General features: G+C 54.2%; 16 protein-coding genes, 2 rRNA genes and 1 other RNA gene. 13 read left to right on the plus strand and 6 right to left on the minus strand.

What is annotated here, in order from left to right; all coding sequences use genetic code 11:
• Positions 1-23 precede the first annotated feature (23 nt).
• Both ssrS and IR195_RS00110 read right to left on the minus strand, forming a co-directional pair.
• Positions 24-206: non-coding RNA, 6S RNA (gene ssrS / locus IR195_RS00105), on the minus strand.
• 51 nt (positions 207-257) lie between these two features.
• A complete protein-coding gene (locus IR195_RS00110) occupies positions 258-566 on the minus strand; it encodes a cell division protein ZapA (RefSeq protein WP_089040104.1) in 309 nt (102 codons plus the stop codon).
• Between the two features lie 204 nt (positions 567-770).
• Here IR195_RS00110 and IR195_RS00115 point away from each other — a divergent pair, with 204 nt between their 5' ends.
• From IR195_RS00115 to IR195_RS00130, 4 genes are all read left to right on the plus strand, one after another.
• Complete coding sequence (locus tag IR195_RS00115) at positions 771-1,349, plus strand: UPF0149 family protein (RefSeq protein WP_125744693.1); 579 nt, start codon at positions 771-773, stop codon at positions 1,347-1,349.
• Between the two features lie 14 nt (positions 1,350-1,363).
• A complete protein-coding gene (gene pepP / locus IR195_RS00120; protein WP_206048480.1) occupies positions 1,364-2,704 on the plus strand; it encodes a Xaa-Pro aminopeptidase in 1,341 nt (446 codons plus the stop codon).
• Between the two features lie 86 nt (positions 2,705-2,790).
• Positions 2,791-4,029, plus strand: coding sequence for a 2-octaprenyl-6-methoxyphenyl hydroxylase (gene ubiH, locus IR195_RS00125; protein WP_125744697.1), 1,239 nt, complete (start codon positions 2,791-2,793; stop codon positions 4,027-4,029).
• A 25-nt stretch (positions 4,030-4,054) separates the two neighbouring features.
• Entirely contained in the window at positions 4,055-5,311 is a 1,257-nt protein-coding gene (locus tag IR195_RS00130; protein ID WP_206048481.1) for a UbiH/UbiF/VisC/COQ6 family ubiquinone biosynthesis hydroxylase, read from the plus strand.
• On the opposite strand, the gene IR195_RS00135 is transcribed toward IR195_RS00130, so the two are convergent.
• The 3 genes from IR195_RS00135 to gpmI form a co-directional block, all read right to left on the minus strand.
• A complete protein-coding gene (locus IR195_RS00135) occupies positions 5,308-6,609 on the minus strand; it encodes a S41 family peptidase (RefSeq protein WP_125744701.1) in 1,302 nt (433 codons plus the stop codon). The genes IR195_RS00130 and IR195_RS00135 overlap by 4 nt on opposite strands.
• A gap of 87 nt (positions 6,610-6,696) precedes the next feature.
• Positions 6,697-7,833, minus strand: coding sequence for a murein hydrolase activator EnvC family protein (locus IR195_RS00140; protein ID WP_206048482.1), 1,137 nt, complete (start codon positions 7,831-7,833; stop codon positions 6,697-6,699).
• Positions 7,834-7,838: 5 nt separating this feature from the next.
• The gene (gene gpmI / locus IR195_RS00145; RefSeq protein ID WP_206048483.1) at positions 7,839-9,401 is read right to left on the minus strand and encodes a 2,3-bisphosphoglycerate-independent phosphoglycerate mutase; all 1,563 of its coding nucleotides are present in this window, start codon (positions 9,399-9,401) and stop codon (positions 7,839-7,841) included.
• A 251-nt stretch (positions 9,402-9,652) separates the two neighbouring features.
• Here gpmI and IR195_RS00150 point away from each other — a divergent pair, with 251 nt between their 5' ends.
• The 7 genes from IR195_RS00150 (at position 9,653) to ruvX (ending at position 14,519) form a co-directional block, all read left to right on the plus strand.
• Positions 9,653-10,075 (plus strand): rhodanese-like domain-containing protein, encoded by a 423-nt coding sequence (locus IR195_RS00150; protein WP_030071716.1) that lies wholly within the window; start codon positions 9,653-9,655, stop codon positions 10,073-10,075.
• Positions 10,076-10,145: 70 nt separating this feature from the next.
• On the plus strand, positions 10,146-10,655 hold the full coding sequence (gene secB, locus IR195_RS00155; RefSeq protein ID WP_083000211.1) for a protein-export chaperone SecB: 510 nt from the start codon (positions 10,146-10,148) through the stop codon (positions 10,653-10,655).
• A gap of 2 nt (positions 10,656-10,657) precedes the next feature.
• Positions 10,658-11,413, plus strand: coding sequence for a 16S rRNA (uracil(1498)-N(3))-methyltransferase (locus IR195_RS00160; RefSeq protein ID WP_206048484.1), 756 nt, complete (start codon positions 10,658-10,660; stop codon positions 11,411-11,413).
• Positions 11,414-11,682: 269 nt separating this feature from the next.
• Positions 11,683-12,387 carry a CvfB family protein gene (locus tag IR195_RS00165; protein ID WP_038480019.1) on the plus strand — a complete coding sequence of 235 codons (705 nt, stop codon included), beginning with the start codon at positions 11,683-11,685 and terminating at the stop codon, positions 12,385-12,387.
• A gap of 76 nt (positions 12,388-12,463) precedes the next feature.
• The gene (gene gshB / locus IR195_RS00170; protein ID WP_125744711.1) at positions 12,464-13,420 is read left to right on the plus strand and encodes a glutathione synthase; all 957 of its coding nucleotides are present in this window, start codon (positions 12,464-12,466) and stop codon (positions 13,418-13,420) included.
• Between the two features lie 73 nt (positions 13,421-13,493).
• Entirely contained in the window at positions 13,494-14,051 is a 558-nt protein-coding gene (locus tag IR195_RS00175) for a YqgE/AlgH family protein (protein ID WP_125744713.1), read from the plus strand.
• 12 nt (positions 14,052-14,063) lie between these two features.
• Positions 14,064-14,519 carry a Holliday junction resolvase RuvX gene (gene ruvX, locus IR195_RS00180; RefSeq protein WP_125744715.1) on the plus strand — a complete coding sequence of 152 codons (456 nt, stop codon included), beginning with the start codon at positions 14,064-14,066 and terminating at the stop codon, positions 14,517-14,519.
• 15 nt (positions 14,520-14,534) lie between these two features.
• Here the strand turns inward: ruvX and pyrB are convergent, their stop codons facing one another.
• Complete coding sequence (pyrB, locus tag IR195_RS00185) at positions 14,535-15,560, minus strand: aspartate carbamoyltransferase (protein ID WP_146942164.1); 1,026 nt, start codon at positions 15,558-15,560, stop codon at positions 14,535-14,537.
• A gap of 643 nt (positions 15,561-16,203) precedes the next feature.
• Between pyrB and IR195_RS00190 the strand changes: the two genes are divergently transcribed.
• Together IR195_RS00190 and IR195_RS00195 are read left to right on the plus strand one after the other, a co-directional pair.
• Positions 16,204-17,738: ribosomal RNA gene (locus IR195_RS00190) — 16S ribosomal RNA — on the plus strand.
• A gap of 295 nt (positions 17,739-18,033) precedes the next feature.
• Positions 18,034-20,926 (plus strand): 23S ribosomal RNA (locus tag IR195_RS00195).
• The 16S and 23S rRNA genes sit together here, the layout of an rRNA operon.
• The last annotated feature ends 89 nt before the right edge of the window (positions 20,927-21,015 follow it).

The following is a 21,015-nucleotide window of genomic DNA, read 5'->3' on the forward strand; positions in this document are numbered from 1 at the left end:
CGTGACGAGCTAACCAAGACGAAGTGTTCCCCAGAATGCCGCTGTCGTTCTGGCCCTGAACCTATTGGTTCAGGTGGGTGGCCGCAGCCAACCCGTCAGGCTTTCCGACGCACGGACATGCACACGGGGTTGGCTAGCATTTGGCCCCCTGGGTACATCGCATAGGCTCGAGGGACTATAACGACTGGCGTACACTCCAGAGAACATCTCTATCCTAACAGAGCCAGTGGTAATGCCAAAGAGCCGACAGCAGGTTCTTACGGTTCTTTTTGCTGACGTGTATCTGCTAGTGCCCGTTCAAGGCGGTCGTTTAGGCGGTTCAGGTTTGCTTCGCTTGCGCGGTGCTCATCCATAATTTCAAGCAGCTCATGGGTGATATTCAGCGCTGCCATCACTGCAACCCGCTCGCTGCCAAGGGCATTGCTTTGGGCGTGAATGCCATTCATCGCGCGATCTAAATAGCGAGCAGCACGTTCGAGCTTAGCTTCTTCGCCAGTGTCGCAAGCAATCATGTAGCTGCGACCCAGTAGGGTGATTTCTTTGGTTGGCCGCTTCGCGTTACTCATCAAAAACTCCGGCACAGGTCATTTTATTGACCAATGCGTTAACATCGCTGCATAGGAAGGATAGTTGGCGTTCACTATAAGAGAGCCGCTTATGTGGGGTCAACGCACAGGCGCCCGCGCCGTAAGATTCCTTCTGCGGTTTAACACCCTTAGCGATGTTGTTACGACGACTTCATTCCCCATTTTGTATAGCGAGCAATGCCCATGTCCCTAATCAATGAACGCCAGGATTTTTCTGACGTCGCGGATGTTTTTCTACTGCATGGAAGTATGCAGTCGCCCGCGTTTTTGGATGGCCGCCTAAGTGGCCTGTTAGCGCTACGTGATGTGACGGCTGAAGCATGGTTAGAAGAGGTATGCCTAAGCTTAGGTGTCGAACAGCCACGAGATCCTGCTAGCGCTGAACGCCTGCTAGGTTGGCGGCGTCAAACGCTGGAGGCATTGAGCGCCAGCGATTTGAATTACACACCGCTGCTCCCCGATGAGCTTTTTTCCCTCGCCGAGCAAGCTCAGGGTCTAAAAGAGTGGACGCTGGGTTTTATGGAAGTCGTTGATGACGTGGCTGATGAAGCGCTACGCGAACGCTGGTCTAAGACGCTTCAAGAGGCCATCGAGGATCTCGCCGGACTCGTACAGATCGAAACCGATATCGATGACAGCCCCGAAAACGAAAATGACCTATTTGCACTGACGGAACACGCACGTATGGCGGCAATGTTGCTCTACACCGAGCAGCACCCTGGAATGCCCCAGGTTGAGCAGACCGACGCCCCCGTTCATTAATACAGGAGTTATCTATGTTACCGGAGTTACTGCCTCGGCCCGCCGCTATTACACCTGCAGAATACCGCCAGCGCCGAGCAACACTCATCGCCCAGCTGCCTGCCAATGCTGCGCTAGTGGTGCCAAGCGCTGCCTTGGTAACGCGCTCTCACGATAGCGAATACACGTTCCGGCAGCAGAGTGATTTTTACTATTTAACCGGCATTCAAGAGCCGGATGCGTTGCTTGTATTGCTGCCTGGGCGTGAGGCAGGTCAAAGCGTGGTGTTTTGCCAAGATCGCGACGCCACGATGGAAGCCTGGACAGGTAGGCGATTAGGCGCCCAGGGCGTTGAAACTCAGCATGGAATTGACCAAGCGTTTGAAAATGCTCAGCGAGAAGAGCTGTTACCAGGTCTACTAGCAGGCCGCGAGCTGCTCTATTTGCCGCTCGATAATCCCGAGGCACTGAGCATTGCAGAAGAGGCGTTGGCCTACGCTCAAGCGGGCCAACGCCGAGGTAAACCTGCATTGAAAGGATGGCTGGATAGCCGCCCGCTTATTCATGAGATGCGCCTTATTAAAAGCCCTGCTGAAATTACCTTACTGCGCCATGCGGCGGCTATCTCAGCAAGGGCGCATACGCGTGCGATGCGTGTCTGCCGTCCAGGATTAAGCGAGTACCAGTTGCAGGCAGAGTTAGAACACGAATTCGTTTGGCAGGGTGCTAGCGGGCCTGCGTATAGCACCATTGTTGGTGGTGGCGTTAACGCTTGCGTACTGCACTATATTGAGAACAGCGATACGTTGCAGGCCGATACACTTGTGCTGATTGACGCAGGGGCTGAGTTCGATCTTTACGCCGGAGATATTACCCGGACTTTCCCGGTGAATGGTCGGTTCAATGACGCTCAGCGGGCGCTTTATCAAGTAGTGCTAGATGCGCAAGAGCGTGCAGTGCACGCCGTTAAGCCGGGAGCCACGCTGGCAGATATTCACCAGGGGGTCGTAAGGGATTTAACTGCTGGGCTGGTCGATCTCGGGTTGTTAGAGGGCGATGTGCAGGCATGCATTGACGATGAGAGCTATCGACGCTTCTACCTGCACTCTACGTCTCACTGGTTGGGGTTAGATGTGCATGATGTAGGAACTTATCGGCTGGATGAAGAGACGCCGCGCCTGCTAATTGAGGGAATGGTCGTCACTATTGAGCCAGGTTTATACGTTCCCTGCGATGACGATATTCCTGCTGCCTACCGCGGCATTGGTATTCGTATTGAAGATGACGTTGTGGTGACCCGCGATGGACAAGAGGTGCTCACGTCAGCTGTGCCAAAACAGATTGCTGATATAGAGCAATTAATGGCTAATAAATAAGCAGTAAAATCTCATTGATATTTCTTTATGTAATTTACATTACGAAATTACATTTGCTGGGTTTGGTTTATCCATAGGAGATGACAATGCATGGGGCTCAGCAGGTAAGACTGCAGCAAGCAGCTACGCTCACCCACGATATTGTTATTGTGGGCGGTGGGCTGGTCGGTGCTAGCTTGGGCTGCGCGTTAGCACCGCTGATTGAACGCTATGGCTGGCGTGTGGCAATTGTTGAAGCGGCAGCCTTACCCAAAAACGCTGAGGAGCCAGCGTGGCAGCCAAGCTTTGATGCCAGGGCCAGTGCTATCGCTGAAGGTTCTGCGCAACGCTTTCGCCAACTGGGTGTTTGGGAGGCGATGCGCAGCGAAGCTACCCCGATCAAGCGTATTCATATCAGCGAGCGCGGTCGTTTAGGTGCCACGAGGCTTAGTGCTCAGGAGTTGGGGGTGCCAGCATTGGGGCATGTCATTCCGAATGCTTGGATGGGGCGCGTGCTGCATCATCATCTTCAGCAACTACCGATTGAGTGGCACTGCCCCGCAACGGTGGCGCAACTAACGCCACAAGCTAATGGCCACCGCCTTGTACTTTCCGATGGCAGTGAACTAACGGCGGCGCTGACTATTCTCGCTGATGGTGGACGGTCTGGGCTGAAAGAGCAGTTGGGAATCGGTAGTCGCCACCGCTCTTACGAACAAACAGCCGTCATTGCCCATGTTGGTATTAGCCAGCCCCACGAGGGGATTGCCTATGAGCGCTTTACAGCAGAGGGGCCGATCGCGCTGCTGCCATTGCCTGGTCAAGCGATGGAGCTGGTCTGGACGCATGCCAGCGGTACCGAGCAGGCGCGACTAGCGCTCTCCGATGCGGCGTTTTTACGCCAGCTACAAGCTGCCTTTGGTGATCGAGTGGGGCGTTTTACTCGAGTGGGGCAGCGTTTCAGTTACCCACTTTCGCTGATTACTGCGGAAGAGCCCGTTCGCCCTGGGTTGGCGGTGTTGGGAAATGCAGCTCATGCACTTCACCCGGTAGCGGGTCAGGGGTTCAACTTGGCACTACGCTCAGTGATGGATCTGGTTGAAGCACTAGCGCAGGGCGCTCAGAACCAACGTGCTCTTGGTGACATGGATATGCTACTAGCCTTTGAGCAGCGTCGTGCGCAAGACCGTGCCAATGTCATTCGGTTTAGCGATGGGTTAGTGCGTCTATTTGGCTATTCGCTGCCCCTACTGCCGCATGCCCGAGCCGCTGGTCTGGTAGGGCTCAATTTAGTGGGCCCGCTTCGCCGCAGCTTGGCACGCAGAGCAATGGGTCTGGAGCGCTGATGCAACAAGTAGCTAAAGGAACGTTATGAAAACGCAAACAGCGGCAACAGATGTGCCGGTTGAACGTTTTGACGCAGTGATCGTAGGCGCCGGAATGGTCGGCACAGCGTTAGCAGGACTGCTGGCTAACGCTGGGATGCAAGTGGCGTTGGTTGAAACCAAAGCAGCACCACTGCGCTTAGATGCTTTTGGTGGCCATCCGCCTGCCCCCAGGGTGAGTGCCCTGACACCCGTTTCTCAGCGGCTGCTCTCACACCTGAAGGCGTGGCCCGCGATGGCTGCTACTAGGATAACGCCTTACCGTTATATGCAGGTGTGGGATGCAGAAGGCAGCGGCAGCATCCATTTTTCCGCCGATGAAGCAGGTGCGCCCGTACTTGGACATATTGTTGAAAACGATGTGACATTGGCCGCGTTAAATGAGCAGGTGCTAGCGCTACCTTCCGTTAGCACTCTCTTTGGAGTGGGCGTGGAGGCTTTGCAAACCTCTGATAGCGGGCGCTGGCTAGTGCTGGATGATGGCCGACAATTGCATACGCCATTATTAATTGCTGCCGACGGTGCACGCTCCACCATGCGTGAATTGGCAGGGATATCAGTGGCCGAAGAGTCTATGCAGCAAGAGGCCGTTGTTACCACCGTAAGGTGTGAAAAGTCCCATGGCGACACGGCTCGTCAGGCTTTTATCGCTGGCCATCCACTGGCTTTTTTGCCGTTAACGGTGAGTGGTGATGACCGCTACTGTTCGATTGTTTGGTCGACCACACCCGAGCATGCACATCAACTTACATCGCTCTCTAGTGAGGCGTTGGGGCAAGCGCTAAGTGAAGCCTTTGACTATCGCTTAGGTCAGGTGAGTGCCGTCGATACTGCCTATCGGTTTCCACTGGTTCAGCGCCACGCCGCTCACTACGTGCAGCCTAATTTTGCATTGGTGGGCGATGCCGCCCATAGCATTCACCCGCTAGCGGGGCAGGGCGTTAACCTAGGATTTATGGATGCAGCAGTGCTGGCTGAGGAAGTGGTTAATGCATGGCAGCGAGGAGCCCCCTGGGGGGCGCTGACCACGCTGAGTCGCTACGAGCGGCGTAGGCGCTTCGATAACAGCGCCATGCTGGGGCTGATGAAAGGGTTTAAAGTGCTTTTCGGTAGCCAAGTGCCAGCATTGACGCTGGTGCGCAATATGGGGATGAGTGGTATGAATCAGTTGGTGCCGATAAAACGACTGGTGATGCGGCAGGCAATCGGAGAGCGAGGGCGCCTGCCGCAATCATGTCGTTAGCGGCGCCGACGATCCACCACGTTCAATGCTTTGAGTAAATTCAGTGCTTCACTGAGCTGATAGTCCTCGCGTAGGCGCTGAGACATTTCAGTCCGCTCCCGGGGCATTTCGTCTTGACCGCTTAGATGACCATCAAGATCAGCTTCGCGAATTTGACGTTGCCCCTCCGCCACTTCTAGCCGGCCGCGTACCACTTCCACGTCTGGCTCGATACCTTGTGCTTGGATCGAGCGCCCATTGGGGGTGTAGTAAAGGGCAGTTGTCAGCTTAAGGCCTTCGCCATTGCCAAGCGGCATGATCTGCTGCACGGAGCCTTTGCCAAAGCTTTCGGTGCCCATTATCACCCCGCGGCGCTGGTCTTGAAGCGCCCCGGCGACAATTTCAGCAGCCGAAGCGCTACCGCTGTTTATCAGTACCACGAGTGGCACATCGTCCGCGGGTGTCTCTGGCGATGCCGAAAACGACATTTCGGTATCGGAAAGCCGTCCTTCGGTGTAGACAATTAGTCCCTCATCCAGGAACAGGTCGGCAACACCAACGGCGGCTTGCAAAACGCCACCTGGGTTATTGCGTAAATCGAGAATGAGTCCCTCAAGTGGCTGCTCTCGGGCCATGCGCTCTAACGATCTACGTGCCTGGTCAGGGGTGCGCGACTGAAACTGGCTAATTCGCAAGTAGCCATAGCCTGGCTCCAGCACTTCATGCTTAACGCTTTCATTGCGAATCACTTCGCGCGTCAGGGTGAACTCACGGGGCGATTCTTCACCCGCCCGCAAGACGGAAATACGCAGTTGGCTACCCGGTTCGCCACGCATCAGATTAACCGCTTCTTGGAGCGATAAGCTGTCGGTTGGCGTTCCATCAATGGCCACAATCACATCACGGGATAACAGTCCTGCTCGTGAAGCCGGTGTGTCATCGATGGGGGTGATGACCATGAGCTGCCCGCTTTCTGTGCCTACTTCAATACCAATACCGCCAAACTCACCCTGGGTGGATTCGCGCAGGCTTCGGTACTCTTCTTCATCTAAATAGGCTGAATGGGGGTCCAGTTCGCTGAGCATACCTCGCATGGCATTACGCAATAACGTGCGGTCGTCAACCTCTTCGACATAGCCGCGTTTAATGCGCTCAAACACCTCAGCAAAGGTCTGGATCTCTTCAAGCGGTAAGTCATCAGCAACGCTATTTGCAGACTGAGCCATTAAGGGGAGAGGAGCAGCCAGCAGTACAAGCGGGAGCAGGGTAGCCAAAAAGCGCTTGGCAGGGGCCGATACCTTGGTAACAGATAGCGTCATGCGGACTCCGCTAGGCGAAAGGCAGCGCCAGAAGGCGCTGCACAAGTTGAGACATGATTGTTAGTTCATAGGAGTCAGCTTATCCCGTCAGCGGCGTGCAATCCAACGTTGTGGATTAATTGGTTCACCACTGCGCCGCACTTCGAAGTAAAGCGCGGGAGTGCTTTGCCCGCCGCTGTTGCCGACACGTCCGATTTCAGTGCCGCGACTTACTTGTTGGCCGGGCCGCGCACTAAATTGTTGTAAGTGAGCATAGAGCGTCATGATCTGATCACCGTGATCAATAATCAGCAGGTTACCAAAGCCGCGCATCCAGTCGGCAAATACCACGCGCCCCGTATGCACGGCTGTTACTGCACTACCTGAATCTGCTCGGATCACAATACCGTTATAGTGCACGCCGTCTCTACGCTGGAAGGTTGCCGTAATGGCCCCCTGAACGGGCCAGGGTAAATCGCCCCGCGTGCGGGTAATGTGTGTGGTCGGTGTTGGCTCGGCTAAGCGAGCCAGCTCCGCTTGTATCGCCCTTAGCTGCTGCTCGGCCTGCTCACGGCTTTGGTTAAGGTCGGCTAAGCGGTCCTCTTCGCTGCCATAGCGATCATCCAGGGTTGCCACGACGCCACGCCGTTCCTCGGTTCGCTTGGCCAGTATAGCGCTTTGCTCTTCTAGCTCGTCGGCTAATGCAGCAAGGCGCGTTTGGCGCTCACTGAGCGCTTGTTCGGTATCTGCCAGTGCGTTGTCGAGGCGGCTTATATCCGTCAGGCGTTGCTGACGCGCCTGAGTCAGACGATTTAGGTAGGCCTGCATTCGATCTAGCTCGGCAGGATCGCTCTGATTAAGGAGCAGCTTCAGCTGGGGCGTTGGCCCTAGTCGATAAAGGGCTGCCAGCTGTTGGCTCAGCGCAGCGTATTGTGATTCACGTTCACCTTCCAAGCGCTCTCGGTGCTGGCGAAGTTGGGTCGTTTCGTCGGCCAGTTGACGGCGCTCAGCCTGAAGTTGATCCAGGCGCTGGTGAGTCTCGGCAAGCTCCGTTTCCACATGGCGCAGCTCGCGCTCGGCGCTATCCCGCGCTTGCCCGGTCGCACTGAGACGCTGGGCAGCCGCTTCGATCTCTTGGCCAATCGCATCTAACTGTTGGCGCGCCGCATTTTCATTTGGCTGGGCCAAACTTGCTGGCGCATAACCTAACGCCAGCATGAGCGCGACAGCTAACGTCCGTCGCATTAGCATCAATCAAAATGAATCAGTGAGTTGCCTGTCATTGCTTCGGGCTGAGGCTGGTTCATCATGGTTAACAGCGTCGGCGCTAAATCGCACAGTCGCCCATCTTCCAGCCGTCCATCCTGTTCTCCCACGTAAATCAACGGCACCGTAAAGGTGGTGTGGGCAGTTTGCGGCGCTCCTGTTTCTGGATGCACCATCTGTTCGGCATTGCCATGGTCAGCTGTGATCAGGCAAGCACCACCGGCACGCTGGATGGCCTCTACGACCCGGCCAACACAAGTGTCAACGGTTTCAATTGCTTTTACGGCTGCGTTGAAGTCACCGGTATGGCCAACCATATCGCCATTGGCATAGTTGCACACTATTAAGTCGAAGCGACCGCTGTCGATAGCGTCCACCAGTTTATCGGTGATCTCAAAGGCGCTCATCTCGGGCTTTTCGTCGTAGGTCTTAACGTCACGGGGGGAGGGCACTAAAATGCGCTCTTCGCCTGCGTACTCGGCTTCATTACCGCCGGAGAAGAAAAAGGTGACGTGGGGGTACTTTTCTGTTTCTGCAATACGTAGCTGAGTTAGGCCTCGTTTAGCAGCTACTTCACCCAGGGTATCGGTGAGGTCAGAAGGGGGGAAAGCCGCAGGCGCTGTAATGTTGGCGGCGTACTGGGTCATCGTGACTAAGCCGTCGCCAGCCAGTGTTGGGCGTACACGCCGCTCAAAGCCATTAAAGTCAGATTCAGTGATCGCGCGGGTTAATTCGCGGGCGCGGTCAGAGCGGAAATTGAGGAAAATAGCCGCATCGCCGTCTTGAAGGGTAATGGCGCTACCCTTCAGTGGAATACTGCTAGAAGCGACAAATTCATCGGTTTCGCCGCGCTGATATGCATCACGCAGGGCTGTTTCAGCGCTGGAAGCAATAAAGTCAGCGTGGCCCTCGGTCAGTAAGCGGTAGGCTTGCTCAACTCGCTCCCAGCGGTTATCACGATCCATTGCATAAAAGCGGCCAATGATTGAGGCAACAAAGCCGTTGTCCGCCCCCACCAGTTCCGCTAAACGTGCATTAGCGCGCTCGATTGAGCGGAGTGCACTTTGCGGCGGCATATCGCGTCCGTCTAAAAACGCATGGATAAAAATACGCTGCGCGCCGCGTCGGGCAGCAAGCTCGGCCATGGCAATAAAGTGATCTTCGTGGCTATGCACGCCGCCGGGAGAGAGCAGCCCAAGCAAGTGGACAGCGCGGCCATTGGCAACGGCCTCGTCGATGGGCTTCGTCAGCACCTCGTTGGTGTCTAGGTCGCCGTCTTCAATTGCTTTGGTAATGCGGGTGAAGTCCTGGTAGACAATGCGCCCGGCACCAATATTCATATGGCCTACTTCGGAATTACCCATCTGCCCGTCAGGCAGGCCTACATGGCGACCATCGGTGTGCACATAGGCGTGCGGGCGGTCGGCCCACAGTTTGTCCATGTTAGGCGTATTAGCAGCGGCCACTGCGTTGTGAGCGCTATCGGGATTGTGGCCGTAGCCATCTAAGATGATTAGCGCCACAGGGCGCGGTGCATTTGTAGCCATGAAAACCTCTTAATGTTGGTCAGCCAAGCGACATGAGGTGCTGTTTGCAACACTGGTGAAGGTGGTTCAAACAGTTTTCAGACAACACCTTATAATCGGGGTCGCGACAGGCGCGTGCTTGGGGCATCATAACGCAGGCAGCCGTTGGGCGTCATGGCCTGCGCGGTATGCCGTGTGACGTGTATACTTGTTGCGTTTCTGGAGGCGGCTAGGCCGCTTTTTTCTGCATAGACCAAGAGATTGTGTTCACGATGATCGATCAGCTGTTCGAATTCGTAATGAACCACCCCCTACTTGTCGGGGCGTTTTTGCTGGTATTAATAGCATGGGTGGCGTACGAAGCGCGCAGCGCTGCCACGCATGCTGTGACCTCTACCCAGGCGACTCAGCTTATTAACCGTGAAGACGCGGTGGTGCTGGATATCCGTGAAAGCAAAGACTTTAAAGCGGGACATATTGCAGGTGCACGCAATATTCCTCAAAGCAGCCTCGACAGCCGCATGAATGAACTGGAGAAAGTGAAAAGCCAGCCGATCATCGTGGTATGTAAGCACGGCCAAAGCTCTGGTGCTGCCCAGGCAAAACTTGCTAAGGCAGGTTTTGAACGTGTCAATAAGTTAAGAGGTGGCATGGTGCAGTGGCAGGCCGATGGTCTTCCGGTGGTAAAAAAGTAATTAAGTAGCAAGTATTTAACCGTGCGCTGTCGCGCAATTTTTTAGCAGATGAATAATTAGGAGTATCCCAATGGCGGAAGATAACAACACCCCGCAGGCCGGCGCCGCAGAAGGCGAAAAGCCTCAGCTGAAGTTCTCTTTGCAGCGTATCTATGTGAAAGATATTTCCTTTGAAGCGCCGAACTCACCTTCCGTATTCAAGCAGGCATTTAAGCCTAAGGTGAATCTGGATCTGAACACCACTAGCCAGAAAATAGCCGACGACCAGTACGAAGTGGTTGTAAAGGTGACTGCCCAGGTTAACGATAGCGAAACCGGCACTACGTCGTTCCTTGCAGAAGTAGAGCAAGCCGGCCTGTTCCGTATTGCTGGAATTGAAGGGGCTCAGCTGGAACAAACTCTGGGTGCGTTCTGCCCCAACTTGCTGTTCCCTTATGCCCGTGAGTGCGTTGACAACCTGGTCAATCGTGGTGGTTTCCCGCCGCTAATGCTGGCGCCGGTGAATTTTGAAGCTATGTACGCTCAGCGCAAACAGCGTGAAGCGCAGCAGGCTCAGCAAGCAGCCGAGAATACTCACTAAGTATGCATGCTGCTGACTGGGTTGCCTTGCACGGCAAAATGCCCCGCCTTTATGTGCCCGCTGAGTTTGCAGTGGGCGCAATTATCACGTTGCCTGACGGCCCGGCGAGGCATGTGACGCGGGTGCTACGGTTGGGCGAAAGTGCCCCGCTGTTGCTGTTTGATGGTAACGGTCAAGAGGCTGGTGTGCGTTTAGCCGATGTTGGCCGCAAGCAAACGACAGTGATCATCGAGGCTGTTTGGCCGGGTAGTGGCGAATCGCCGTTAGCAGTGCACCTTGGCCAAGCGATCTCGAAAGGCGACCGGATGGATTATGCCATTCAAAAAGCCGTTGAGCTGGGCGTTGCAGCTATTACCCCGCTCTATACAGAGCGGGGTGATGTACGTCTCAAAGGCGACCGTGAAGAGAAAAAACTGGCTCACTGGCAGGCGGTTGCGGCTAGCGCTTGCGAGCAGAGTGGGCGAGCGGTTGTCCCCCCTGTCTATCCACCAAAAGCACTGGGTGATTGGCTGGCCGAGCGGCAAGAGCCATTACGCTTGATGCTTCACCTCGCGACGGGCAATGTATTTTCGCAACAGCCATGTCCCGCTTCAGTAGCACTCTTAATCGGCCCTGAGGGTGGCCTAAGTGATGCGGATATTAATGCGGCCACTGCCGGTGGTTTTACACCACTGACGCTCGGCCCAAGAGTATTACGTACTGAAACGGCACCTGTTGTTGCACTAACGTTGCTACAGCACCACTTCGGTGATGTGTAAGTACTCACTTCTCAGCGCTCACTTCGCTGTACCTATTTATAAGAGCTCATTTTTAAAATATTTCTTCTTAAGAGCCTATTCTTAAGAAATATTTTAGGGGCTTATTTTTTAGTGGTGCGCATAAGTAAGTGCTTACTAGCTGGCGACTGCCACGTTGAGTAGTGTCGGTCGCTATTTATGCGCTGTCGAATTTACATATATCGGCTGCGCTTTGCCTTGCGTACGCAAGGCACCATAATGCAGGTCTACTTTCTGTAAGGACGGTTCCCATGGTCCGTGAGTCTCACTCTTCTCCCCGTTCCGCAAGCGACGCCGCTGCTCAGCTGGGTGATGTCGCCTATTTGACCGTGACGGCGGTCAATAGCACAGGGGCGTTTCTGCAATGGGGGCAGCCCAAAGATGTACTGCTGCCTTATAGCGAGCAGCGCTTTCGCCCCGATCCCGGTAAGCGGGTACTGGTAATGCTGTATAGCGATGACCAAGGGCGACCTGTGGCTACCATGCGCTTGGATCGTTTTTTGACAGACGATGCTTGGGCGCTGGAAAAAGGTGATGAAGTGGCGGTGGTGGTGGCCGATCGCACCGATCTTGGGATGAAGGTAGTGGTTAATCACCGCTACTGGGGGTTGATCTATCAAGATGATATTACCCAGCCGCTTCGCCGCGGGCAGTCGCTGAAAGGCTATGTAAAGCAGCGCCGCGAAGATGGTCGTGTCGATATTTGCCTGCTCCCTCCGGGCGTGGCTCGCTTAGATGTAGTGGGTGATAAAGTATTGCAGGCGCTACGTGAAAGTGGTGGTTATCTCGCGTTGGGTGATAAAAGCTCCGCGCATGATATTAAGACGCGATTAGGTGTTAGCAAGAGTGCTTACAAGCAGGCCATCGGGCGACTTTATAAGCAGCAGTTAATTACCCTAGAGCCTGGTGCTATCCGGCTTGTACCGGGTGCGTTAACGGACGGGCAAGACGAGTAGTCCCTAGCGACGGTTGGAGCTGTGCTGGCAGTGCGGCATACTGCTTACCTTTTGTTCATGTATGGATGTTACCCCGATGAGCCAATCAACGTTGCATCTCGGTGTGGTGATGGATCCCATCAGCGACATCGCTTACAAGAAAGATACCACCATGGCTATGCTGTGGGCGGCGCAAGAGCGCGGCTACACACTGCACTATATGGAGCAAGAAGATCTTTTCTTGAACGCAGGGCAGGCTTATGCACGTATGCGCCCATTAACAGTGCATCGCGATCCTAACCATTGGTACGACCTCGGTGAAGCGGCTCAGCGCCCACTGGTGGAATTGGATGTTGTGCTAATGCGCAAAGATCCGCCTGTCGATGCCGACTTTACCAATGCGGTTCATTTGCTGGGGTTTGCTGAGCGGGAAGGCGTTCTGGTGGTTAATCCAACGGCGGCGCTGTTGCAGTGTAATGAAAAGCTATTTGCCCAGCAGTTTCCCCAGTGCTGTGCGCCCACCATTGTCGCCAGTCGTGATGACGTCCTGCGTGCTTTCCACGCGGAGCATGGTGATGTGATTTTCAAACCCCTTGATGGCATGGGCGGTACAGGGATTTTTCATATCGGCCCTGATGGCCGCAATATCGGCGCGGTTATTGAGCAATTAACCCTGCGCGGCCAGCGGCAAATTATGGCGCAACGCTACCTAGCCGAAATCAAAGATGGCGACACGCGCATTTTATTGGTTGATGGTGAGCCCGTGCCCTATGGGCTGGCGCGTATTCCCTCGGCGGGTGAAACGCGCGGTAACCTCGCCGCTGGAGGGCGTGGTGTTAGCCGTGAGCTGACTGAGCGTGACCACTGGTTGATTCAGCAGGTGCAGCCCATGATTCGCGAAAAAGGGCTGATGTTTGTTGGTTTAGATGTGATTGGTGACTACATCACAGAAATTAACGTCACCAGTCCTACCTGTGTACGTGAAATTGATGATCAGCGCGGCACGGACATTGCCGGAATGCTGCTGGATGCTATTGAACGTCGCCTTAACTAACCGGTGCTGTTGAACGTTTTATTCGCCCAATAACACGAGGCTCGCTGAGCATTTAGCGAGCCGTAGGAGACGCATGCAAAGCTTTAAGCATCATTTTTTGATGGCTATGCCTCACTTGGATGACCCTAATTTTGCCGGTAGCCTGATCTACCTTTGCGACCATGATCACAATGGTTGCATGGGGGTCATCGCCAACCGTCCACTTGAAATTACCCTCGATGCCCTCTTTGAGCAGTTGTCGCTGGGGGGCGATGATAGCCCGCACCGTAATGCACCGGTCTATTATGGCGGCCCTATGCATAAGGATCGTGGCTTTATTCTGCATATCGGTGATAGCCAGGAGTGGGACTCTAGCGTTCAGGTGGAGGACGGTATCGCGCTTACCACCTCGATGGATATTCTTCAGGCGCTTGCCGATGACACTGGCCCCGAGGACTTTTTGGTGTGTCTAGGGTGTGCTGGCTGGGACGTTGGGCAGTTAGAAGACGAACTAAAAGACAATGCGTGGTTGACGGTCGAAGGCCAAAGCAGCGTACTGTTTAACACCCCTCCCGCTGAGCGCCTAACCGCTGCCGCTGGCATACTGGGCGTTGATCTAAACCTGATGACTCGCGACGCGGGGCATGCATGATGGTTGAGTTTTATGGCTGATCGTGGGCAACGGCTAATACTCGCATTTGATTTTGGTACTCGGCGTATTGGCGTCGCGGTAGGCAATGAGTTGCTTAATAGCGCACGCGAGCTAACGCCGCTAACCGCGCGAGACGGCATTCCTGACTGGAACGTTGTGACACGCTTAGTAGAGGAGTGGCAGCCTGACCTGTTTGTGGTTGGCTTGCCGCTGAATATGGATGGTAGTGAGTCCGCAATGAGCACGCGGTCACGCAAGTTCGGTAATCGCCTGCACGGGCGCTATGGCAAACCTTGTGAAATGGTGGACGAGCGCGGCTCTACTCGCGAAGCGAAGCAGATCGCACATGCGGCAGGTCATCGTGGTAACTATCGAGAAGAGAGTGTCGATGGCATTGCGGCTGTGCTTATTCTAGAAGGCTGGTTTGCCCACCAAGAAGGACTTCCTGGTGGGCGAATTGCTCATTGAATCTGATGAAATGGCTTAACGGTCTAGAGTGCCGGTTTGAGACGGCACAAACCAACGCACGGGTCTCAGGTCTTTCTCAATTAACTCATCTACCTTGAGTAGCGTGGCGAAAATGGCCATCCGCATGGGGATGCCGTTGTCAGTTTGGCGGAAAATCGCCAAACGCGGGTCACCGTTAAGATTTACGTTTAGGTCATTGGCACCCGGACGACTATCCCGGGGGAGTGGGTGCATGACAATCGTACGTTGGCTGCAGCGCTGATCCAGAAAATCGCGATTAACCATAAAGTCGTCGGAAAGCCCCTGAAAGCTCTCGTTCATTTCATCGGTAAAACGCTCTTTCTGGATGCGTGTGGTGTAAACCACGTCTAGATCTGAGAAGTCGCTGGCCAGTGAGTCACGTTGTTCGACGCGGTGCCCGCGCGACGTCACAAGGTCAATCAGCGCAGTCGGCATTTCCAGGCCTGGTGGCGATACCAGGGTAAGGCGCAGCGGATCATAGAGAGACAGTAGCTTGATCAGCGAATGCACGGTCCGGCCATATTTCAAATCGCCGGTCAGCAGAATATGTGCGCCGCTGAGCGATTTACCTAAGCGCTGAAACTCTTTATCAATCGTATAAAGATCAAGCAGTGCTTGGCTTGGGTGTTCGCCCGGGCCATCCCCGCCGTTAATTACCGGCACATTGGTGGCGGCGGCGAATTCTGCTACCGATCCTTGATCAGGGTGGCGCATAACAATTGCATCGCAATAGCCACTCATTACTCGACTAGTATCGTAAAGCGATTCACCCTTGGCCATAGAAGAGAAAGTAAAGCCGGTGGTATCACACACACTTCCCCCTAGACGGCAAAATGCGGCATTAAAGCTCACGCGTGTGCGTGTACTTGCTTCAAAGAACAAATTGCCAAGCACAGCACCTTCCAACACCCGAGTAACTTGGCGGCGGTTGGCAATAGGTTCCATACGCGCTGCAACGCGTAGTAGGTGGTCAACGCTTTCGCGCTGTAATGAATCGACAGTTAGTAGATGCTGGCTCATCACGGACCTCAGAATGGGGGTGGGCGTTGGGGGCTATCAAGCTGGTATAAGTGTAACCGCCAATGGAGTGCCGTCGAAGTGCTTTCCAACACCAAACGGTTTGGCTTAAAACTTTTTCGCACTTATCTATAAATAGTCCTTGCCAAGACGGCAGTGAATCCGTAAAGTACGCATCCGCTGCCGGGGACGCACAGCGTTACCAGCGGTGATTGAAGGTGAAAACCTTCGGTTTGTCAGAGAGTTAGAAGAACTCAGTAGTAATATGCTTCGATGTCTTCCAGCGCTTTTTGAAACGAGCCACGCCAGAAAGCATTGTTATCTTGCTTTCTTCGCTCACTCGCTTCACTCACTTAAAACAGTGATTGACAAACACTAGGAAATGCGTAGAATACGCCTTCCTCGCTGAGGCGAGCCAGTTCATCGGTTAGCCAGTGACTTCTTCGGAAGTTCAGCAGCGAAAACAGCTCTTTAACAATTTGATCAGGTAATTCATGTGGGCGCTTGCCGATGAGGGTGATAAATCACCAAATATCAAGGCAAGCGGTCATGAGAACGAAAGTTTGAATGAATTCGTTTGAACCTTGAGCCAAGTTTGATGCGCTTTTGTTGTCTTCGGGTAACGAGTAAGCATCACAATGATTTTAAACTGAAGAGTTTGATCATGGCTCAGATTGAACGCTGGCGGCAGGCCTAACACATGCAAGTCGAGCGGTAACAGGGGTAGCTTGCTACCCGCTGACGAGCGGCGGACGGGTGAGTAATGCGTAGGAATCTGCCCGATAGTGGGGGATAACCTGGGGAAACCCAGGCTAATACCGCATACGTCCTACGGGAGAAAGGGGGCTCCGGCTCCCGCTATTGGATGAGCCTATGTCGGATTAGCTAGTTGGTGAGGTAAAGGCTCACCAAGGCGACGATCCGTAGCTGGTCTGAGAGGATGATCAGCCACATCGGGACTGAGACACGGCCCGAACTCCTACGGGAGGCAGCAGTGGGGAATATTGGACAATGGGCGAAAGCCTGATCCAGCCATGCCGCGTGTGTGAAGAAGGCCCTCGGGTTGTAAAGCACTTTCAGCGAGGAAGAACGCCTAGTGGTTAATACCCATTAGGAAAGACATCACTCGCAGAAGAAGCACCGGCTAACTCCGTGCCAGCAGCCGCGGTAATACGGAGGGTGCAAGCGTTAATCGGAATTACTGGGCGTAAAGCGCGCGTAGGTGGCTTGATAAGCCGGTTGTGAAAGCCCCGGGCTCAACCTGGGAACGGCATCCGGAACTGTCAAGCTAGAGTGCAGGAGAGGAAGGTAGAATTCCCGGTGTAGCGGTGAAATGCGTAGAGATCGGGAGGAATACCAGTGGCGAAGGCGGCCTTCTGGACTGACACTGACACTGAGGTGCGAAAGCGTGGGTAGCAAACAGGATTAGATACCCTGGTAGTCCACGCCGTAAACGATGTCGACCAGCCGTTGGGTGCCTAGCGCACTTTGTGGCGAAGTTAACGCGATAAGTCGACCGCCTGGGGAGTACGGCCGCAAGGTTAAAACTCAAATGAATTGACGGGGGCCCGCACAAGCGGTGGAGCATGTGGTTTAATTCGATGCAACGCGAAGAACCTTACCTACTCTTGACATCCTGCGAACTTGTGAGAGATCACTTGGTGCCTTCGGGAACGCAGAGACAGGTGCTGCATGGCTGTCGTCAGCTCGTGTTGTGAAATGTTGGGTTAAGTCCCGTAACGAGCGCAACCCTTGTCCTTATTTGCCAGCGCGTAATGGCGGGAACTCTAAGGAGACTGCCGGTGACAAACCGGAGGAAGGTGGGGACGACGTCAAGTCATCATGGCCCTTACGAGTAGGGCTACACACGTGCTACAATGGCCGGTACAAAGGGTTGCGAGCTCGCGAGAGTCAGCTAATCCCGAAAAGCCGGTCTCAGTCCGGATCGGAGTCTGCAACTCGACTCCGTGAAGTCGGAATCGCTAGTAATCGTGAATCAGAATGTCACGGTGAATACGTTCCCGGGCCTTGTACACACCGCCCGTCACACCATGGGAGTGGACTGCACCAGAAGTGGTTAGCTTAACCTTCGGGAAAGCGATCACCACGGTGTGGTTCATGACTGGGGTGAAGTCGTAACAAGGTAGCCGTAGGGGAACCTGCGGCTGGATCACCTCCTTAAACGATGCATCATCCCTCGCGGTAAGCGCTCACAATGAATTACCTGATCAGAATGCTGTTGATACGCAGTGATAAGCGTTTTCTTTATGTTGAAAGAAGAAAAAAAGGTCTTTCTTTTTCTTTTAATGTGAAAAAAGCACTCGCTTATCACTGCGCATAGCAGTCGCTCTTTAACAATGTATATCATGCTGACATAAACGTTTTAAAACGTTTATACGTAATTGTTTTGTGATACGTCTCAAGCGTATCCGGCAATCGTTATCATTGCGAGACACCAGACTCCTTCGGGTTATAGGGTCAAGCAATGAAGCGCACACGGTGGATGCCTAGGCAGCCAGAGGCGATGAAAGACGTGGAAGCCTGCGATAAGGCTCGGCGAGGTGGCAAACAACCTGTGACCCGGGCATCTCTGAATGGGGAAACCCACTCATCATAAGATGAGTATCTTGCGCTGAATATATAGGCGTAAGAGGCGAACCAGGGGAACTGAAACATCTAAGTACCCTGAGGAAAAGAAATCAACCGAGATTCCCCTAGTAGCGGCGAGCGAACGGGGACCAGCCCTTAAGCATGTGACTGATTAGACGAATGCGCTGGGAAGCGCGGCCGTAGTGGGTGATAGCCCCGTAGTCGAAAATCTGATCATGTGAAATCGAGTAGGTCGGGGCACGAGAAACCTTGACTGAAGACGGGGGGACCATCCTCCAAGGCTAAATACTCCTGGCTGACCGATAGTGAACCAGTACCGTGAGGGAAAGGCGAAAAGAACCCCGGAGAGGGGAGTGAAATAGACCCTGAAACCGTGTGCGTACAAGCAGTAGGAGCAGACTTGTTCTGTGACTGCGTACCTTTTGTATAATGGGTCAGCGACTTATATTCAGTGGCGAGGTTAACCGTTTAGGGGAGCCGTAGGGAAACCGAGTCTTAACTGGGCGACACAGTCGCTGGATATAGACCCGAAACCGAGCGATCTATCCATGAGCAGGGTGAAGGTTGAGTAACATCAACTGGAGGCCCGAACCAGGATCTGTTGAAAAAGATTTGGATGACTTGTGGATCGGAGTGAAAGGCTAATCAAGCTCGGAGATAGCTGGTTCTCCTCGAAAGCTATTTAGGTAGCGCCTCACGTATCACCGCCGGGGGTAGAGCACTGTTTCGGCTAGGGGGTCATCCCGACTTACCAACCCGAGGCAAACTCCGAATACCGGTGAGTGCAAGCGTGGGAGACACACGGCGGGTGCTAACGTCCGTCGTGAAAAGGGAAACAACCCAGACCGTCAGCTAAGGTCCCGAAATCCTGGTTAAGTGGGAAACGATGTGGGAAGGCTCAGACAGCTAGGAGGTTGGCTTAGAAGCAGCCATCCTTTAAAGAAAGCGTAATAGCTCACTAGTCGAGTCGGCCTGCGCGGAAGATGTAACGGGGCTAAACCAGGTACCGAAGCTACGGGTTCACACTATGTGTGAGCGGTAGAGGAGCGTCGTGTAAGCCGATGAAGGTGAATTGAGAAGTTCGCTGGAGGTATCACGAGTGCGAATGCTGACATGAGTAACGATAAGGGGAGTGAAAAACTCCCCCGCCGGAAGACCAAGGGTTTCTGTTCGACGCTAATCGGAGCAGAGTGAGTCGGCCCCTAAGGCGAGGCCGAAAGGCGTAGTCGATGGGAAACGGGTCAATATTCCCGTACCGGACATGATTGCGATGGGGGGACGGAGAAGGCTAGGTGAGCCAGGCGTTGGTTGTCCTGGTGAAAGTGAGTAGGCTTGGGTCTTAGGTAAATCCGGGACCCTTCAAGGCCGAGACACGAAACGAACTGACTACGGTCAGGAAGTCATTGATGCCACGCTTCCAGGAAAAGCCTCTAAGCTTCAGATCATGTGCGACCGTACCCCAAACCGACACAGGTGGTCAGGGTGAGAATCCCAAGGCGCTTGAGAGAACTCGGGTGAAGGAACTAGGCAAAATGGTGCCGTAACTTCGGGAGAAGGCACGCCGGCGTAGGGTGATGAGACTTGCTCTCTAAGCCCGAACCGGTCGAAGATACCAGGTGGCTGCAACTGTTTAGTAAAAACACAGCACTCTGCTAACGCGCAAGCGGACGTATAGGGTGTGACGCCTGCCCGGTGCCGGAAGGTTAAATGATGGTGTTAGGATTCGTCCGAAGCTCTTGATTGAAGCCCCGGTAAACGGCGGCCGTAACTATAACGGTCCTAAGGTAGCGAAATTCCTTGTCGGGTAAGTTCCGACCTGCACGAATGGCGTAATGATGGCCACGCTGTCTCCACCCGAGACTCAGTGAAATTGAAATCGCCGTGAAGATGCGGTGTACCCGCGGCTAGACGGAAAGACCCCGTGAACCTTTACTATAGCTTCACACTGGACGCTGATGTTGCCTGTGTAGGATAGCTGGGAGGCTTTGAATCTCGGACGCCAGTTCGAGGGGAGCCAACCTTGAAATACCAGCCTGGCATCATTGGCGTTCTCACTCAGGTCCGTTATCCGGATCGAGGACAGTGTGTGGTGGGTAGTTTGACTGGGGCGGTCTCCTCCCAAAGAGTAACGGAGGAGCACGAAGGTACCCTCAGCACGGTCGGACATCGTGCAATGAGTGCAAGAGCATAAGGGTGCTTGACTGCGAGACAGACACGTCGAGCAGGTGCGAAAGCAGGTTCTAGTGATCCGGTGGTTCTGTATGGAAGGGCCATCGCTCAACGGATAAAAGGTACTCCGGGGATAACAGGCTGATACCGCCCAAGAGTTCACATCGACGGCGGTGTTTGGCACCTCGATGTCGGCTCATCACATCCTGGGGCTGAAGTCGGTCCCAAGGGTATGGCTGTTCGCCATTTAAAGTGGTACGCGAGCTGGGTTTAGAACGTCGTGAGACAGTTCGGTCCCTATCTGCCGTGGGCGTTGGATGTTTGAGAAGGGCTGCTCCTAGTACGAGAGGACCGGAGTGGACGCACCTCTGGTGTTCCGGTTGTCACGCCAGTGGCATTGCCGGGTAGCTATGTGCGGACGGGATAACCGCTGAAAGCATCTAAGCGGGAAGCCCCCTTCAAGATGAGACATCCCTGAGGCCTAGAGCCTCCTGAAGGGCCCAGCGAGACCAGCTGGTTGATAGGCACGGTGTGGAAGCGCTGCAAGGCGTTGAGCTAACGTGTACTAATGGCCCGTGAGGCTTGACCCTATAACACCCAAGGGGTCTGGTCGCAGTGATAACGAAAACCGGATACGCGCTTCCTGCCGATGACAGGAAACGAGAGACGCCACAAAACA

The sequence above is a fragment of the Vreelandella venusta genome, assembly GCF_015689495.1.
GTDB lineage: Bacteria > Pseudomonadota > Gammaproteobacteria > Pseudomonadales > Halomonadaceae > Vreelandella > Vreelandella venusta.

Bases quoted from the DNA above. Each gene is read 5' to 3' on its own strand.
- ruvX (WP_125744715.1), top strand. From the start codon at position 14,064: ATGGCTGATCGTGGGCAACGGCTAATACTCGCATTTGATTTTGGTACT.
- gpmI (WP_206048483.1), bottom strand. From the start codon at position 9,401: ATGGCTACAAATGCACCGCGCCCTGTGGCGCTAATCATCTTAGATGGC.
- IR195_RS00130 (WP_206048481.1), top strand. From the start codon at position 4,055: ATGAAAACGCAAACAGCGGCAACAGATGTGCCGGTTGAACGTTTTGAC.
- IR195_RS00165 (WP_038480019.1), top strand. From the start codon at position 11,683: ATGGTCCGTGAGTCTCACTCTTCTCCCCGTTCCGCAAGCGACGCCGCT.
- ubiH (WP_125744697.1), top strand. From the start codon at position 2,791: ATGCATGGGGCTCAGCAGGTAAGACTGCAGCAAGCAGCTACGCTCACC.
- secB (WP_083000211.1), top strand. From the start codon at position 10,146: ATGGCGGAAGATAACAACACCCCGCAGGCCGGCGCCGCAGAAGGCGAA.
- IR195_RS00150 (WP_030071716.1), top strand. From the start codon at position 9,653: ATGATCGATCAGCTGTTCGAATTCGTAATGAACCACCCCCTACTTGTC.
- IR195_RS00160 (WP_206048484.1), top strand. From the start codon at position 10,658: ATGCATGCTGCTGACTGGGTTGCCTTGCACGGCAAAATGCCCCGCCTT.
- IR195_RS00135 (WP_125744701.1), bottom strand. From the start codon at position 6,609: ATGACGCTATCTGTTACCAAGGTATCGGCCCCTGCCAAGCGCTTTTTG.
- IR195_RS00140 (WP_206048482.1), bottom strand. From the start codon at position 7,833: ATGCGACGGACGTTAGCTGTCGCGCTCATGCTGGCGTTAGGTTATGCG.
- pepP (WP_206048480.1), top strand. From the start codon at position 1,364: ATGTTACCGGAGTTACTGCCTCGGCCCGCCGCTATTACACCTGCAGAA.
- gshB (WP_125744711.1), top strand. From the start codon at position 12,464: ATGAGCCAATCAACGTTGCATCTCGGTGTGGTGATGGATCCCATCAGC.
- pyrB (WP_146942164.1), bottom strand. From the start codon at position 15,560: ATGAGCCAGCATCTACTAACTGTCGATTCATTACAGCGCGAAAGCGTT.
- IR195_RS00110 (WP_089040104.1), bottom strand. From the start codon at position 566: ATGAGTAACGCGAAGCGGCCAACCAAAGAAATCACCCTACTGGGTCGC.
- IR195_RS00175 (WP_125744713.1), top strand. From the start codon at position 13,494: ATGCAAAGCTTTAAGCATCATTTTTTGATGGCTATGCCTCACTTGGAT.
- IR195_RS00115 (WP_125744693.1), top strand. From the start codon at position 771: ATGTCCCTAATCAATGAACGCCAGGATTTTTCTGACGTCGCGGATGTT.